This window comes from Paenibacillus sp. DRB1-1 (assembly GCF_052119485.1).
Classification (GTDB): Bacteria; Bacillota; Bacilli; order Paenibacillales; family Paenibacillaceae; genus Paenibacillus; species Paenibacillus polymyxa_B.
The window spans coordinates 3,184,369-3,199,437 of sequence record NZ_JBODQH010000001.1 but is presented as its reverse complement, the minus strand read 5'-3'; the positions used below and the strand labels follow the sequence as shown (position 1 = coordinate 3,199,437).

Here is a 15,069-nt window from a genome sequence, read left to right as displayed (position 1 = left end):
CGCAGAACAATAAACCGTACGAACAACGTGTATAAGAGCGGCGTACGAGATGCAATAGAGATTATTTTGTTTATTCTATATCCCACTATGTATTAGAAGCCCTGGTGAAGTTAGGTTTTATCTTGTCATGATTCTTGAAGATTAATAAGATAGGACAAGCTCGTGTTGCTTCTCTTGTATTTGTGAACTTTGGGGTCTGCTCTGTTGTCTACGATAGCTATATTTCCAGTCGCTGTATTTATTAAGGAGTCGATCCAACTCCATGGACTTGATTAACACCCGCCGATCCTTCAATCCCACCTCATTCGCCAAATCATTTAGTTCCTTCCGCTTTTCTTCGATGCATTCCTCCAATTGTTTCCATTTCACATCAATAAACCTCCTGTTCGGTGTGGTATTTACATTAGTTTACAAGCTGATACCTTCCCTACAGGTTAAAAATATAATAAAACCCAATTCATCCCTTTAACGGGATGAATCAAAAAAGCCAATTCAAAGGAATTGGCTTCGAGAACGGTGATTCTGTTCTATGAATTACACCATCTATACAAATTCAACCCATGCCATGATTAAATAATATAATTTCATTAGAACTTTCTACACTGCTTGGATTATAGAAAGGGAATATACTAAAAAATAGAATACCTAAGGCTAGTACCACCAAATAACCTTTTTTCATAGATATTCACCTCCTTAATTATATTTTCGTATCTCTTTGTTTGTTCATAAGTAGCAAATTCTCTGTAAACCTCAAACAACGCAACACACTGTTTAAAGTCACTATCATTCCGACTAATCAATGAAAGTGCAAGACAGTCCAGAACATAGTTTGTTCCTTTCTCCAAACTATTACTTTTATACTCATAAATTGCCCTTTGGTATAAAAAACAACAATAATAGTTTCTATTCTTTACATCATCAAGAAACTTGAACTGATCAATCTCTGCTGAAAAACTTTCAAGTACATAATCTACCGAGAAGTTATATTTGTTAGCTGATTCCAAGATAGTTAAAAGACCAGATAATTTCTCTTCCGGATGTTGATTGAGAAAAGAAATATATTCTACTAAAACATCTCTTTTTCCTAGAAGCATATCAAGTGTATAAGAATTTGCCTTTGCCCAAAGACTGAACATCTTTACATATTGCTCGCCTTCTGAGTTAAGTCCTTTGAACCAACTTAAATCCGCGTAATATTTAATATAAGATTGTGCTTCCTCAAATTTCTCCATTTTTTGGAGAGCTGTAGATTTAGATAAATATCCGTATCCGTAATAAAAAACAAGATTTTTCTCTGTTTTAAATTCGTCCTTAACACGTCTTTTAGTATTATTATTTTCATATCGATTTAAATAAACAGTTTTGGCGAGAGTACACAACTCATCTCCATACTTCTCTACGCTGTCCCATTTATGTAGATAAAAATATATATTGATAATTTTTAAAAGCCCATCTAGCTGATAACTCTCTGGTAGGCGATTGCGATAAGGAATAAATCTCAGAACAGATTCCAAATTTTTCTCCAGATCTTGACCCACAGAAGCAACAAACAATTTATAATGGCTTATCGCCAATCTCTCAGAATGCTGATACTTTTCATTTTCAATGACACATTCATAGAATGAAATTGCCTCTTGCAGCTTCCCCCCTTCGTATAACTCCTCTGCCAAAGTAAAGATTGTCGGAATGTGGTTAAGATCTTCCATTAAGCGTGAGAGCACTTTCTCAACACATCGCAGGTTTCCCACTTCAACACAACGAATCAGGAACGGCTTGACTCTTTTCCAATGTGGTCTTCCATCATAAAAACATTCATCCACATACAGGTCATACAACCAGCCTTCTGGATAATTAAACGCTTTGGTAATCAGGTCCATTTGTCTTACCGAGATAGGTTTAGGCGGATTGCCGTTAAGCATAGCACTAAATATGCCCCGGTTAAGCCCCGTAGCTTGTCCAAAGCTATTAAAAGTATAGCCACCAAGTTTTAATTCTTTCTCAATTTCCGAACGAATCGTGGTTGCATTTTCCAATAAAAACACCCCCGGCGTATTCAGATGATTTTAAAAATCACCCTCCTCGACAATCAATTACAATATACTAGAAATTATATGAATAAATTGGATGACGGTCAACCCCTTTTCTACACTGATTTATTATATTATGGAATTTGATGTTTATTAAAATAGTTCTTAGGAGAACTAAATATTGAATAATTAAGGCAATTTAATTACCTCCACGCTTAATCTAGCTTTGTCTACACTCATACTATAGGAGTGTGGGTGTCTATGGAAACAACGAAACTATTAGGAACGAAAATCCGTCAATTTCGAAAATTGCGGGGTATTACACAAGAACAGTTAGCAGAAGCATCCGATTCAACTGGTTCCTATATCGGCAAGTTGGAGCGCGGTGAGGTCAATGTGCAGATCAAAACACTGGAGAAAATAGCAGAGGCGCTGAACACAAACGTATTTGCATTTTTTGACTATAATCCATATGAAGAACTCAAAAGCCAGCCCTGGATTTGGGAATGCATTCATATACTTTCCCAGCAGAATGAAGCAGGGCAAAATAAAGCTTATCGCATATTGAAGGAACTGTTCACCTCTTCACAAAGCGAGCTTTTGGAGAGTAACTCCGACACCCCTGATACACATGAGGAATGGTAAATTTCACTCAATTAACATGCATGAAAAATTAAAAGAGCTATGTGATCTTCTACTCTAGGTAGAGAAACATAGCCCTTTTTTTTGCTCTAAGAGGTCATTTGCCTCATACTAATTTCCACTGCTTGTATCACTTTTTTATATTCTGTTCGTTGTTCTTCGGTCGAGTGATCCTTATATTTCTCAAACAATAGCGTGATGGACTTGATATAGTAATTCTTATCGTTTAACTCTGAGGAGGCCTTTAAACTAATCAGCATACTGTCTATTGCCTCGGTATAGCTTCCTTTACTGAAATAGTATCGACTAAGCTCAAGAAAAAAACGAGAATATGTCAGCAGATCATTATTTGTATGATAATACGAAATATTTGTACGTAGCTCCCTAAATTCATTAATATTCTCAGCAAAAAGAACCAGAGTATCGTCTACTGAGTAACTGTAATGATTGGCCGATTCTATAATAGTCAATAGCCCGAGTAATATTTCCTGAGGATTATTTCTAATAAGTTCGACATAGGCAGGCAAACTAGCCTTATCCCCCATCAGAATTTCTAAATTCAAACGGTTTGCTATTCCCCATATTTCGAATTTCTGTGCCTCTATCATTCCAATCTCATCTAGACCTTCAAATCCAGTTAGATTTTCATAATAAGGTATGAACTTCATAGCTGCTTCATATAGTCCTTGTTTTTCTAAGGAATTTCCCTGCATTAAATAGGCTTGACCATAATAAACGATTAGATGTCTTTCTGTATTTAAACGTATAACTTCACGATTCCTCGCCCTCGCTTGAGCTTGATGCCAATAAATGCTTGTGACTAGTACCTCAAGTTCCTTCGCATAGTGTATAGCCGCCTCATAATCGTAAAATTATGCATTAGTCAATTTTAACAACGCGTCTAGTTGGTAATTCTCGGGAAGATTCCTCTGAAACGGTGCAAACTTTATAGTTGCTTGCCGATTATTATCCAAGTCAGTATTCAGAGAATAACAAAATAAACGATACTGGCAGATTGCCAACCGCTCCGAGTGGTAATATTTTTCATTTTCAATTACACACTCATAAAAGGGGACAGACTCCCTTTCCTTGCCTGCCTCATGCAGCTCTTCTGCAAGCTCAAATATCGTCGGTACATAGGACAAGTCCTCGGTTAGTCTTGACAGTACCTTTTGAATACAGTCTTTCCTCCCTAACTCTACACAACGTAATAAAAAAGGCTTAATCCGTTTCCAGTGTCCTTTTCCCTCGTAAAAGCATTCATCTATGTATAACTCATACAGCCAGCCTTCGGGATATCCCAATGCCTTGGTAATCAAGTCCATCTGCCGAACCGAGATCGGCTTGGGTGGGTTGCTGTTAAGCATGGTGCTAAATATACCACGGTTAATTCCAGATACTTTACTGAAGCTGCTAAATGTATACCCTCTTTGCTTTAGTTCTGTCTCTATCTTCGAGCGGATCGTAGGTGTATGTTCCATGCTAATCCCCCTCTTTAGCTTGAAGAATTATATTTTTCGTATATTCTAACATTATAAGGTAATTTTAGTTCGTGATTTCTTAAACCTGGATATAATAATCAAACATATCTCTTGGAGGGTTTTTGTACAAAAAAATGAGCAGGTGGGATACTAAATCCCCTGCTCATTTCAACGATGGACGTCTATCTTAATTAGCTGTCGGTTCGGTTCCCCAAACAAGTACGCCATTATGATACAACGTAGCTTTCGTATGATCGGCATATGAAGTTTGCGTGCCTTTATACGAGTAATCGTCACTTTCATTATAGTTCGACCAGTCTGTTTTATGAATGCGGGTTTGAATTTCGCCCGTGCTTCCTCCAGGTGCTAACACGCCTGCGTTCGAGTTGAAGCTGACTTCCAAATAATAATCAGCACCGGTTGCAGCTTTATCCATTTTAACCAGCTTACCATTCAGCTTCGAGCAGCTCACCACCGCATAGTCGCAGTTAAATGTCTGGTCACGGTCACCGTCGATCGTGTAGTAGTAGCGAAGTTTCAACTCGTTGATCGGTACGGAGGTTGTACCTTTATTTAAGATTTGGAAATGCGGCCTCAAGTTATTGTCATTCACATTTGTATCCGCTACGCGATACTGGACCAACAGTCCCTTTGTCGGCTGCTGAGTATCCGCTTTCGGCGCTGCGCTAGCCGTGTTGGAAACCGTTTGTCCTGCATCATTCTTCGCTACGACTTGGTAATAGTACGTCGTGTCTGCTGTTACGGCTGTGTCGGTGTAGCTGCTTCCGTATACATCGCTCGCTACTGTGGCGAACGCGCCGTTTTCAGCCGTCGAACGCTTCACTTCATAGCTTGCCGCATTCGCCGATGCTGTCCAGCTCAGCGCTACTTTCGCCGTTTCGCCCGCCGCGTTCAGCGTGAAGCTGCCCGGTACTGACGGTTGCTCGGTAATGCCATACGTTTTCAAGTTAGTCGGGAGCTTTTCAAGCGTAATGACGTTCGGATGATTATACACTTTTTTCAGATGCTCAAGACTGTTTTGTTTGCCGTCTCTCAAGAAATCCCCATACCATGTAGCGAACCAGCTCCAATGGGCTTGATACGCTTTCATCAGATCAGGGTCCGGGATAGGTCCGTTTTCGCTCATAGCAACTAGCTTTTTGTCCTTGCCCAATGTAACAAGGTCTTCATATTTTGCAATTTGCGGGCTGTAGTCGCCTGCTTGCGGATAAGAGTCGAAGCTCAAAATATCCACATACTCATCTCCCGGATACCAGTCGGGAGCAACAGAGTTCCAGACCCAGATCAGATTGTTCAATTTGTGCACATTAGTCAAACGGTCGTGCATCAAAATATACAATTTTTTAACAGGCTCAGGACCTTTAGCGCCCCACCAGAACCATTTGCCTTCCGCTTCGTGCAAAGGACGGAACAGGACAGGAACTTTCGCATCCTGCAACTTCTTCAATTGCCCTGCAATCACATCGATATCGCGAATAAGTAATTTATAATCTTCAGACTCTGGATGATTCATCGCATATTCTATATCAAATGTGGTCGAATCGGCATAAAAGCCTCTCCACCATTCTTTTCCCTGTGTATCGATCAGACCTTTCGGCGCGTTCCAATGCCATGCAAAGGTAACAATGCCCCCTTGCTTATCCCATGCAATCGCCTTTTCCGTCTCAGTGGAACTAAGACCGTGTTCCGCCCTGCTTGGCGAATAGTCGATCAGGTCAAGCGCTGCAATTGCCGGTTTTTTACCTACATTGGCTTGAAGCCAATCAATTTCGTTTATTTCCTCCTGACCAGAGAGCATATTCTTCCCGTATTGATCAACCAGGTAGTTCATCAATGCTTTTGCTTCTACCGTCGCATTCGGATTAATGAGCGTTTTGGTTACCGCATGCGGTGGACGGTCAGTAGCTGGCTCCAGCTTGACATAGTCGATATCATACCAGCCCCAGCCTGTTTCAAAACCGATCGTATTGGCCCCTGCATTCAACAGAACCTTACCACCGGACGTTTCTTTAAAATCAGCCGTTTTCCAAAGTACCAGCTCGCCAGACGCTTTGCCGTTTAAAGAGAAGTTCGTGCGTTTGTCATCATGAGGAGAACGGTAGCCGATTGTAAGATTGTACAAGCCTGCCGCCTCTGCCTGAATCGTCATCGTCAGGGAATCCCCTGCATTGTGGAAATTGGTTACATAACCAGTACCTGAGAAGCCGGTCCCGCTGGACTCCACAATGGTTCCCTTCAGCGTACCATCTTCGGCTTCATAGCGATTTTGTCCGTCTATAGGCGTTCGCGGAACCGCTTTCAAAATATTGGATTCACTTGTTCCCGCCTTTGTTTTTGCGGTTATTTTATAATAATAAGAAGTGCCGTTCGTTACGTTCGTATCCGTATAAGACGTTTCGACCAAGTTGGATGCTACATCAGCAAAAGGTCCGTTTTCATATGTTGCCCGCTGTACACTGTAACTTACAACTTCGCTGGAAGCGTCCCAGGATAAATCGACTTTCCCATCGCCAGCCTCAGCCCTCAGCGCAAAGGACGTATCATTGCCAGCAGTCAACACGATGTGATAAGCCGTCAAAGGCGGTACTGTATAGGTAAAGCGGTTGCCTGAAATTTGCGTGATTGGCGCTGCTTCCTTAATTTGCGAGCTATTTTTGTCGAAGCCCCATACTTTACCGGAACCGTAAGTCGTCTCACCGGAAAGATCAAATTGGGCGTCGAATGCGCTGTCCATGCTTTTATTCATGACGACGAGGTGCAGTTCTTTGTAGGATGCATCCGTTACGGAAGCATGCACCGAGCTATTAACAATATCCGACGTTTGCGCATTAACGCTGATATCACCGAAAGTTGAGCTTTTTCCGTCATAATTGCGATAAAGCTTGTAAGCGGCACTAACGTAGTTGTTGGCACCCTCCTTTAACTTCCAGTAGTTTGCCATATAAACGTCGTTTTTGCCCAAGATGCCCAACACATCGGTCATAGCGATACCGCCGGAAATATCATTTTCGCCGCCATAGCTATACTCAGTCAAAGCCAGCTTGGTTCCCGGGTAATACTGATCCACCGACTGCTTTAATCGAGGCAGTAAAGGCAAGAATTCGCTGTTCCATTGAGCGATCCAGCTATCTTCCTTGTAGGTCGGATCCCACAAAGTACGAGGCGCCTGCATTCTGGCTTTCTTCGTTTCGTCATTGCCTACCTCATTCGTAATTCGTATGCCTCCACCCATCGCTTCGGGATACCAGTGCACATCGAAAACATCCAGCAATCTCTTGCCTTCAGCTTGCGAGCTGAGGCGCATTTGATCGAGGTAATAGTCCACGAACCAGCTGTAGTTGCCTTTTACAGAATTCCAATCAGGTGCAGTTTGAAGATCTTTATAGGCGCCAAAACCGTAAAGAACGGGTCCGAAAATTTCCGCACCGGCGTCAACCGCCTTAACGGCTTTGGATAAACTTACCGACCGCTCTACCAACTCTTTCGCACCGACCTTTTCACCATGAATGCGCGGATGCGTATGCGACCAGAGAGCGGGTTCATTGTCGAGCGAGTATCCTTTCACACCTGTTTTTGTTGAAGCAACGCCGTACTTTTTCACTAAAAAGTTGACGAATTCATCCGCATAAACCTGATTGTCATTCAGATCAGGCTGTAGTTGGAACGGCGCATTTTTAGCGTTTACGACCTGATTCCAACGAGCAGAAGGGGCTTTTTCACTTTCCTGCACACTTCCATTTCCATCTTTGGCCACATAACCGGCCATCGGCAGCGTAACTAAAGAATAAGTGCCCAGCTTCAGCGATTGATCATGAAACGAAGTCGTCACCGCCCCCGGCTTTTCACATTCAGCTTTTGTCAGACCGCCATTGTTGCATAAATAGTTATCGCTGGATTGCTCCCAATCGCTTCCTGCATTGGACATATTGTTTTCCCAGTTATATCCGGTCATTCGATTGCCACCAAGTCGTCTGGCAGTCAGATTCTCATCGCCTGCCAACTCCTGATTCGTACCGTAAATATAAGGGCTAATAGGCTTACGATCCTTGGATGTATCGACTTTAATGGTAACGGTTTTTGCCGTTTGACTGTGAACTACAGTTGGAGCCGGTAGAGCACCCCCTACTATAATCGTGCATGCCATGACGACAGGCAGCCATTTGGAACGTTTGGACCAAACACTACTACTATTTTTCGCCTTCATGCCGCTTTCCTCCTTTAAGTTTGAAAAGAGCGGCACCCATACGAGTGCCGCTCCGTCAGGCTTTAAGGCTCCTGACTCCAAACGAGTTTATCGTTCTGGTACAGCGTCACCTTACTCTAATCTGCCAATTAAATTTTTTGTAGGATCGTAGGAGTATTCATCTGCCACATTGTAGCTCGTCCACTCGTTTTTGTTAATACACGCTTGAATTTCGCCATTCGAAGCTCTAAGTATCCGGTTGACTACACTCTCCTCTCCGTCCGAAATCCAGAATTGGCCCGGATCTTCAAGTGTAGCAACAGCCGTATTCACACCGCACATGATGGGTTTGCCGTTTGCATCAAGGTAGTACCATTATCGGCTTCTTGTTGAGAAATGTGTAATAGTACAGCTCTGCTATACGTTCTACCGACCAAGCCTGCATATCGAACCATTTGTTGGACGGAAGGTCCATATCCAAAGATTATTCTAAATAGCCATGTAGTAGAACATGAACTCGCCGCAAAATTTCTAGCTATGTCATCGTCTTTCTTTGAAACTGGACAAACTTCGATAGGTTATGTATTTATATATGTTTAACAGAAATAAACCCACACATCTGAATTACCTGTGGAAAAACAAACCGGTATTTATCTATGGATTGCGATATTGGTGTAGAAGGATCCTATTTTCCTTTATCAGTAGCAGCTATTTACTGGAGAGAAATGAAACGAAGGGTATGGAGAACGGGGATTCATATCAAACTATTTCTAGTAAAATTACAGAATGAAGAGTCCCCGGCATTTAAATCATAGTGGTGTAAGAATGCTGTATTGCCTTCCAATGCTTTTACGATACATCCACATCCATTTCTCCTACCGCACTTTATCCTTTTGAATAAGCTTATAATAGATGCGTGCAGGCTCTGATTCTCCAGTGGATAAAATATATTCTGCCAAAGGTGCGCACAGCTTTTGGAGATAGAAGGAGTATAACAGCTCGGCCGTGTCAAAATGAATTTTCAGCACTTGCTTCATCAAGCCTTCGAATTTGGAATAATCCAGTTCTTCCGGGGTAATATCAAACGGGTACTCAGGAAAAGTTTTTTTCTGAATTTCAACAAACTGCTCCCTAAGCTTCGGTTGATTACCTGAGCGGGCAGCCGAGAAATTCATCATAAAAAAAGATACAAAATCCGTCTCACGGTCACTTAACTTATAGTACTCACACCAACGCATGAATATCAGCGGTTTTACCATATATAAATCTCCTTTAACAAAAGTTCAGATTTATCATGAATCCTACAAAAATCTAGCGGGTTCCATCTTATGTAATATATAGGTTAAGCCCCATTTTAAAATATGATTCCTTAAATGAATTTTGCTTTTTAACATATCCCCTTATCTTCTATACCCATGAAAGCGTACAACAAAAAAAGACTGTTTCAGCATTTTAATGACACTGACCAAGTCTTCTCATAATTATCCGTATATTCACATTCGTATTTATTCTAGTCCTCTACATAGCTGCAAGGTTACAGGCTGCAAGTGAACACATAAGCGGGAGGGACATTGTAGTTTACCTTTTTAATCTGAATGTCAGCAAAAAAGGTGCGGAAAAAATTGTGTTTGACCTTGCTGTACTGGAACGTAATAAATTTGCCTTCCTGGCCCAAAACCTCAGCCGTTTGTCCCAAAATGAGGCTGGATAACGCAGCGGGTAAGCTGGTGAAAGGGAGCCCTGACACGACATAATCCACTTTTGGGACCTCATACTGTCGTATATACTGAGCTACATGCTCAGCCGATCCATGAATGATGTGTACCTTCTCCAGGTGTCCATACTTGCTTTGTAATGTTTTATAAAACGATTCATTAGCTTCAATCACTAAAAGTAGCGTTTCTGGACGCTTGTTCAAAATCAGCTCTTGCGTAAACACACCGGTCCCTGCACCATATTCAATAATGCACGATGCTTTGTCAAAATAAATCGGTGTGGCAATTTGTTTGGCCAACTGTCTTGAGCTGGGTATAACAGCGCCTACGCTACGTGGATGCCTGATGTACTCTCGAATAAAGTGAATAGCGTTCATCTTTTCCTCTCCCTGCTTGACACACATGATAGGCATTCGGTTCATCAACGCTTCTTATTACATATTCATTGTATACCGATCAGAATATTGATTTCAAGCAGGCTACTGTCGGCATATAAAAAGAGCGTAGCCTTATTCGACTCTAATCAAATAATGACTACCCTCTTGTTGTAACATCTATTTGTCCATGGTATCCAAATGTGCACCCTCTGCCTGCGATGCCTGTCCAGCTTTACGTCGTCGTGCACCTATATGCATGGCAACAATCCGATAGATGGAGGCCGGCTGTATGGATACGGCCCAGCTCGCGTCTGCATCCGGTGCAAGCACGACCCCTAGCTGGTGATGATCACCATCGTACATGCCTCGCTGCACAAACTTGCTCTCGCCTTGCAGATTGCGTACCTCCAGCTTGCAAAAAGCAGAGTTGATCCGCAAGGCCTGGTGTAACTCGGCACGGGTATTCACAACAACCCCATTCACGCGGTAAATGGCCTCGCCCGGCAGTATGCCCATGGCTGTCGCTGGACTGTCTGGCAGCACAGCGAGAACACGCATCCCTTGCTCAGGATGGACAAACATCGGGCTAAGACGACTTTCCTCTATATTACCATACCAGATCAGCGCCTCATGAGCCAGAAAGGAGAATAACGCTGCTAACAATATCAGCGGACTCCACCATGCAGCCAGCAAGCTCAGCAGAAGCAAAGCCACACTGTACAGGAGCAAACGGTTCGAAGTAAGTACCGCCTTCTGTCGTGGTAGCTGGCCTAGCGTCACGCTGCTGAAGCCCATCAGGACTGGCAAGGCTGCCAGCATATACCCGGTTCCGGCATCGCCACCGAACAAAGGTGTCCAAGGAAGCGTGAATCCTCCCTGAGTCGGTACCAACAACAACAACGGAATGGGCCAGAGGTCTTCCATACGATAACCGCCAACCAATCTTCCCCGTTTGCCCTCGACAAACAGCGGAGTGGCCGCCTTTCCCCCTTGCCAGCGAACCAACAGCGCCTCAGCCACATGCAGCACGGCGACCAACACCAACAGTGCTGGAATATCCAATCCGCGTATGGCTGCTACTGATGTTCCGAGCGCTCCCTCAGGTTGCCAGCCACTGGCCACGTTTAAGAAAAATTGAACCACTCCTAGCAGACCTACCGAATAAGCGAGACACAGGTAACGGACGCGTACCAGCATGAGCAGTAATGTCGCTACCCACAGGCACACGATGGAAGCCGAGTTCAGATGCACACTGACGAACATTCCCAGAGCAGATAGCGCCATTCCAGCAAGCAAACCACTCCATACGACACGCCAGGTCTCTGCAGCCCAGCTATGCATTTTGGTATGAAATAGCTTGCGCTCCAGCAGCATTTGCCGACGATAACCAAGTGCGACAATGAGTATCGAGATATAATAAAAAGGCTGCAAAAGCAGGTACACGCAAGCATTCAAGACGCTCCATCCCCATTGTAATGCCCATTCCAAGTCCATTCACACTCCTTATGCCCCTGGCCCGCTGTATAGCGGATCACGTACATTTCATATCCATTTATTCTATATGAAATTGCCAACGTAGGGAAGACAAACCGACAGACTGCAAATAAATCCCAATATAAAAGGAGGCTGTTTCCAGCCCCCTTGTTGTAGCCTCACTATTATTTCGCTACGCTTGTCTTCATTTCCTTCCGAATCTCTTCAATCCCCTGCTTGAGCTGATTATCATTTTTCGGATCACGAATTTTCTCAATCAACTTGGCTTCCATCGCTGCTGCTGTCTTCGCATCAATGATGCCGCTAGCCGTCAGCTTCGCTTGTTTTTGGAAATCAATAACAGAGCTTTCCGTTACTTTGTCAAAATAGCCATCCTCGCGACCTGGTTTGTAACCCAAGCCTTGCAGAATGATTTGTGCATTTTTCACATCACTGCTATTCATATTGTATTTCAAGGACTTTTCCTTATTCAGCGGTGCTGCTGTGAAGTATTCAGGCTGTTCCACCGCGATATTCGGCTTAATCCCTTTTTTATGAATCCACGTTCCATTTGGCGTTAACCATTTGGCAATCGTGATTTTGAGCAGGCTACCGTCACCCATTTGCTTGTCATAGCTGGTTTGTACAGTACCTTTACCAAAGGAATTTTCCCCGATCAACACAGCACCTGCTGATTGCTGGAGAGCACCTGCCAGAATTTCGGACGCACTTGCGCTACCTTTATTCATTAGCAAAGTCACTGGATAGTTCTTACGTGATCCTTTGGATTTCTCTTCTTCACGCTTCTGATTCTTGTCTTCCACTTGTACAATCGTTTTGCCGGAAGGTACAAATTGCTGTGCAATATCAATGACGACGGAAAGCACGCCGCCCGGGTTATTACGCACGTCAATGACGAGCCCTTTTAACCCTTGCTTTTCGAGCTTCGCCAACTCTTCCTTGAAACGTTCTGCTGTATTCAAAGAGAACTGGGTGATCGTGATGACGCCTACACCGTCGCTTTCCATATGAGCCGTTACAGTTTCCATATCAATGTTGTCACGGGTAATCGTGTATTCGAGCGGATCAGGAGAGCCACTGCGCTGAATTTTGACTTTTGCCTGACTGCCTTTAGGTCCACGGATTTTGGAAACGGCCTTGTTTAGATCCAATCCGTCCAGTGTTTCACCATTAACAGACAAAATAATATCCTTAGAGCGTAACCCTGCCTTTTCAGCCGGGGAGCCTTTAATTGGCGTGACTACAACTACTTTCCCGTTTTCGGCCGCTACTTCGGCTCCGATCCCGGTAAAAGAACCTTCAATGGATTGCTCGAACTGTTGTGCAGTTTCTTTACCCATATAAGAGGAGTACGGGTCGCCAAGCGACTCCATCATACCATTGATGGCGCCATCCACCAGCTTGGTACGGTCCACATCCTGATAATATTGTCCCTGAATCAGGTCCATCGCCGTCTCGATTTTGCGGATATCACTTCTGGAGGTAGAACTGCTACCTGTCACACTCGCCAGCAGTCCTTCGCCCAGAGCGCTGTTCCCTACTGTAGTCGTTCCAGTATAGGCAAAAGTGAGCAGACTGCCGCCAAGCAGCCCGATCACCATCAAGAGTATCGCTGTACTTTTTTTCAACATCTAATCGTCCACCGCCTTCTCATTATCTTGTATCCTATTGCCTTACAACGCATGTCCATCCACGAAGTATACGTCTAGCTTGTACGGAATATGTTAATTGTATCCTACTCCGTGTCTCAATGCACATGTTCTTCATCGGATATTAACCATTACAGCAAAGCCCTATCTACAACCTTAATGGCTATAAATAGGGCTTACCTTATCTACTATAAATAGTTCATCGGATTTACAGGTTTGTTATTTTCGCGCACCTCAAAATGACAGTGAGGTCCTGTGGAATTGCCCGTCGAACCAACTTCTGCAATTTTTTGACCCCGTTTCACAGTCTGCCCGGTATGAACCACCGTACCGCCATTGCGAATGTGTCCGTATAGGGTCCATAGCCCGTCTCCATGGTCAATCACAACCGTATTTCCATAGCCACTCCACCATTCGGCAACAATGACAACACCATCTTCGGCTGCATGAATATCGGTTCCCTGAGGAGCCGCCATATCAACACCTGTGTGGCCTTTAAGCTTGCCGGTAATCGGATGTACCCGCATGCCAAAAGTAGATGAAAGTCGGTAATGGGATACAGGCGAAGCCAAAGTGCCCGTTCCGCCTGTATACGTACTGGCTGCCGCATGGCTGGAATTCGAGGCGGCACCTGAGGATGAAGATGCATATCGTTTGGCTTCAGCCGCACGTGCAGCCGCTCTAGCGCGTGCTGCTTTGGCAGCCTGCTCCGCTCTAAGCTTGTTCTTCTCCTGCACCAGACCCACACGCTTGTTAGCGAGTGCTACCAGCATGTCATTTTGCTCTTCACTAATTTCATCTGACTCAGCAATATCATGATCGTAATTGGAAATCAGTCTTTGTTTCTCTTTTTCCTTCGAATTCAGTTCTGCTTTGGCGTCCTGCTTGAGCGCATAGAGCTTCTTGGCATTTTTATATTCCGTGTCCAGCTGTTTCTTCTTGCTTACGACCAATGCCTTGTCCTTTTTATGCTCGTCCAACAGGATTTGATCCTGCTCCACGATCGTTTTCAGGGAATCTACCCGGCTGAGAAAGTCACTAAAACTGGACGAAGACATAAGCACGTCCATATATGAGACGGTTCCATCCGTATACATCAAGCGCACACGAGTTTCCAGCATTTTTTCCCGTGACTGGATACGATCAATGGCCTCAGCTAAATCTTTTTTGGTCGCACGCAGATTATCTTCCGTTTGATCAATCTGAACCGCAACACGAGTCAGCTGATCACTGACGCTGTTAATCTGAGCAAGCACAATTTTCAGGTTTTGCACGGTTTTATTTTTGTAATGTTGAGCATACTGTTTATCTTGAGCAGCCTTTTCCTGTTGTTGCTTGGCAGATTGGGCCTGCTTTTCCAATTGGTTCAGCTGCGAATTGATTTCACTCATGCTTTTGGCATATCCGTCAGAAGGCTGGATTAGCAATGCGGCTACCAAGGTAGCGGCCAACACAGATCCTGTTTTTTTCAACTTGCACT

The 15,069-nt window shown here is 43.8% G+C and carries 11 protein-coding genes and 1 pseudogene; 1 reads left to right on the top strand and 11 read right to left on the bottom strand.

Going from position 1 to position 15,069, the window contains the following annotated elements; translation table 11 throughout:
- Nucleotides 1-141 precede the first annotated feature (141 nt).
- Together ACQW03_RS14150 and ACQW03_RS14145 are read right to left on the bottom strand one after the other, a co-directional pair.
- Nucleotides 142-369 (bottom strand): Spo0E family sporulation regulatory protein-aspartic acid phosphatase, encoded by a 228-nt coding sequence (locus ACQW03_RS14150; protein ID WP_441950252.1) that lies wholly within the window; start codon nucleotides 367-369, stop codon nucleotides 142-144.
- A gap of 260 nt (nucleotides 370-629) precedes the next feature.
- A complete protein-coding gene (locus ACQW03_RS14145; protein WP_441950250.1) occupies nucleotides 630-2,033 on the bottom strand; it encodes a DNA-binding protein in 1,404 nt (467 codons plus the stop codon).
- A 255-nt stretch (nucleotides 2,034-2,288) separates the two neighbouring features.
- Between ACQW03_RS14145 and ACQW03_RS14140 the strand changes: the two genes are divergently transcribed.
- On the top strand, nucleotides 2,289-2,672 hold the full coding sequence (locus ACQW03_RS14140; RefSeq protein WP_071643241.1) for a helix-turn-helix domain-containing protein: 384 nt from the start codon (nucleotides 2,289-2,291) through the stop codon (nucleotides 2,670-2,672).
- An 86-nt stretch (nucleotides 2,673-2,758) separates the two neighbouring features.
- Here ACQW03_RS14140 and ACQW03_RS14135 read toward each other — a convergent pair.
- The 9 genes and pseudogenes from ACQW03_RS14135 to ACQW03_RS14095 all read right to left on the bottom strand — a co-directional run bounded on the left by ACQW03_RS14135 (nucleotide 2,759) and on the right by ACQW03_RS14095 (nucleotide 15,061).
- A pseudogene (locus ACQW03_RS14135) lies at nucleotides 2,759-4,150 on the bottom strand (DNA-binding protein).
- Between the two features lie 187 nt (nucleotides 4,151-4,337).
- Nucleotides 4,338-8,375 (bottom strand): glycosyl hydrolase, encoded by a 4,038-nt coding sequence (locus ACQW03_RS14130; RefSeq protein WP_441950247.1) that lies wholly within the window; start codon nucleotides 8,373-8,375, stop codon nucleotides 4,338-4,340.
- A 111-nt stretch (nucleotides 8,376-8,486) separates the two neighbouring features.
- Complete coding sequence (locus ACQW03_RS14125) at nucleotides 8,487-8,696, bottom strand: hypothetical protein (protein ID WP_143756807.1); 210 nt, start codon at nucleotides 8,694-8,696, stop codon at nucleotides 8,487-8,489.
- A gap of 19 nt (nucleotides 8,697-8,715) precedes the next feature.
- Nucleotides 8,716-8,829 (bottom strand): glycoside hydrolase family 48 protein, encoded by a 114-nt coding sequence (locus tag ACQW03_RS14120; protein ID WP_143756805.1) that lies wholly within the window; start codon nucleotides 8,827-8,829, stop codon nucleotides 8,716-8,718.
- A gap of 400 nt (nucleotides 8,830-9,229) precedes the next feature.
- On the bottom strand, nucleotides 9,230-9,613 hold the full coding sequence (locus tag ACQW03_RS14115; RefSeq protein WP_029514546.1) for a hypothetical protein: 384 nt from the start codon (nucleotides 9,611-9,613) through the stop codon (nucleotides 9,230-9,232).
- Nucleotides 9,614-9,888: 275 nt separating this feature from the next.
- On the bottom strand, nucleotides 9,889-10,446 hold the full coding sequence (locus tag ACQW03_RS14110; protein WP_025721901.1) for a class I SAM-dependent methyltransferase: 558 nt from the start codon (nucleotides 10,444-10,446) through the stop codon (nucleotides 9,889-9,891).
- A 177-nt stretch (nucleotides 10,447-10,623) separates the two neighbouring features.
- On the bottom strand, nucleotides 10,624-11,940 hold the full coding sequence (locus tag ACQW03_RS14105) for a serine protease (protein WP_441950244.1): 1,317 nt from the start codon (nucleotides 11,938-11,940) through the stop codon (nucleotides 10,624-10,626).
- Nucleotides 11,941-12,104: 164 nt separating this feature from the next.
- Complete coding sequence (locus tag ACQW03_RS14100) at nucleotides 12,105-13,571, bottom strand: S41 family peptidase (protein WP_025721899.1); 1,467 nt, start codon at nucleotides 13,569-13,571, stop codon at nucleotides 12,105-12,107.
- A 206-nt stretch (nucleotides 13,572-13,777) separates the two neighbouring features.
- Nucleotides 13,778-15,061 carry a M23 family metallopeptidase gene (locus ACQW03_RS14095; RefSeq protein ID WP_023990619.1) on the bottom strand — a complete coding sequence of 428 codons (1,284 nt, stop codon included), beginning with the start codon at nucleotides 15,059-15,061 and terminating at the stop codon, nucleotides 13,778-13,780.
- Between the last annotated feature and the right edge of the window lie 8 nt (nucleotides 15,062-15,069).

Bases quoted from the DNA above. Each gene is read 5' to 3' on its own strand.
- ACQW03_RS14125 (WP_143756807.1), bottom strand. From the start codon at position 8,696: ATGTGCGGTGTGAATACGGCTGTTGCTACACTTGAAGATCCGGGCCAA.
- ACQW03_RS14120 (WP_143756805.1), bottom strand. From the start codon at position 8,829: ATGGACCTTCCGTCCAACAAATGGTTCGATATGCAGGCTTGGTCGGTA.
- ACQW03_RS14115 (WP_029514546.1), bottom strand. From the start codon at position 9,613: ATGGTAAAACCGCTGATATTCATGCGTTGGTGTGAGTACTATAAGTTA.
- ACQW03_RS14100 (WP_025721899.1), bottom strand. From the start codon at position 13,571: ATGTTGAAAAAAAGTACAGCGATACTCTTGATGGTGATCGGGCTGCTT.
- ACQW03_RS14130 (WP_441950247.1), bottom strand. From the start codon at position 8,375: ATGAAGGCGAAAAATAGTAGTAGTGTTTGGTCCAAACGTTCCAAATGG.
- ACQW03_RS14140 (WP_071643241.1), top strand. From the start codon at position 2,289: ATGGAAACAACGAAACTATTAGGAACGAAAATCCGTCAATTTCGAAAA.
- ACQW03_RS14105 (WP_441950244.1), bottom strand. From the start codon at position 11,940: ATGGACTTGGAATGGGCATTACAATGGGGATGGAGCGTCTTGAATGCT.
- ACQW03_RS14110 (WP_025721901.1), bottom strand. From the start codon at position 10,446: ATGAACGCTATTCACTTTATTCGAGAGTACATCAGGCATCCACGTAGC.